This window comes from Arhodomonas sp. KWT (genome assembly GCF_010993615.1).
In genome coordinates, this window is sequence record NZ_WNXE01000002.1 from 109,625 (window position 1) to 110,804 (window position 1,180).

Genomic DNA, 1,180 nt, shown 5'->3' on the forward strand with positions numbered 1-1,180 from the left:
CCGGCGCACCGGCGGCGGGAGCTCCTTGATGAGGGTGGGGGTCGCCACCACGTGCTCGTGCTCCGCGGCCTCCGGGTTTTCGATCACGTCGATGACCTCGAGCGCGTAGCGGCCGCCCAGGTCCTCCTGGCAGATCTGGCGCAGATCGGCGATCGCGCGCCGGGAGCGTGGCGTATGGCCGGCGATGAAGAGCCTGAGCAGGTAACCGGAGGCCATGGGTCGTCCCTGATGCGTGACCATGCGTCTGCGGGATGTCGACTACCTCACAGCGCGGTTTGGCGAAGCAACATAGCCGTGGCGGCGGGGACGGTCAAGCGCCCTGTCCCGGAAAACGGATGGGATGCCGGGGCCGGCGGGGGTTGCCGCGCCGGCCCCGGGGAGGGGGTCACCGGGGCTCGGTCGCCGGCTGTGCCGAATCTCCGTTGCCTTCCAGCCGGAGGTAGGCCTCGAGCTCGTCGCGTACCGCCGGGTCGAGATCCCCGGGGTGAGTGATGCGCATGTAGAACACGGTGAAGTAGACCACCTTCACCGACGTCACCAGGCGTTCGAACATGGCGCTGAACCCCTTGCACAGCCATATCGCCACCAGCGCCGGCAGCCAGTTGAAGTGCAGCGGCCCATCCGGCAGCCAGCCGGCCCCGAAGTCACCCAGCGCGGCACGCAGCGAGCCGGCGTAGAACGCGGACATCCCGTCACCGATCCACAGCCCCCAGAGTACGGCCACCACGGCGGCGAGGAGGTAGAGCGGCGCCACCAGCGTGCCCGCTGCGCGCGCGGCGAGATCGATGCCGAACACGCCCACCAGGCTCTCCGGTACGCGGTCGCGGAGGTCACGCATCTGCGAGATACCCTCGCGCACGCCCACGCCGTCCACCGCGATGGCGGGCAGCAGGTAGTGGTTGACCAGGTCCCAGACCTCGGTGAGACCGGCAAGCATGGCCGTTACCAGCCCCGAGATCAGCCCGGACTTCTCGCTGTTGCTGTTGCGGCGGGAGGCGACGAAGCCGAAGACCATGTCCAGCAGCGCCAGCCGGCGGTAGCCGTGTCGGCAACTACGGGCATGGGCCCGGGCCTCGGTGGACTCGGGGGACCGGCCCTGGACCGCCTCCGCCACCAGCCAGCTCTGCTGGATCTCCAGGCGGTTGTAGAAGAAGAACTTGTAGAAGAAGAGCACGACCGC

The 1,180-nt window shown here is 69.1% G+C and carries 2 protein-coding genes; both read right to left on the reverse strand.

The features are described from left to right. The coding region (locus G7A99_RS25085) for a circadian clock KaiB family protein (protein WP_240466058.1) at positions 1 to 216 on the reverse strand (216 nt) is incomplete at its 3' end. 169 nt (positions 217 to 385) lie between these two features. Next, a partial coding sequence (locus tag G7A99_RS01490) for a hypothetical protein (RefSeq protein ID WP_205599691.1) occupies positions 386 to 1,180 on the reverse strand: 795 nt, incomplete at its 5' end.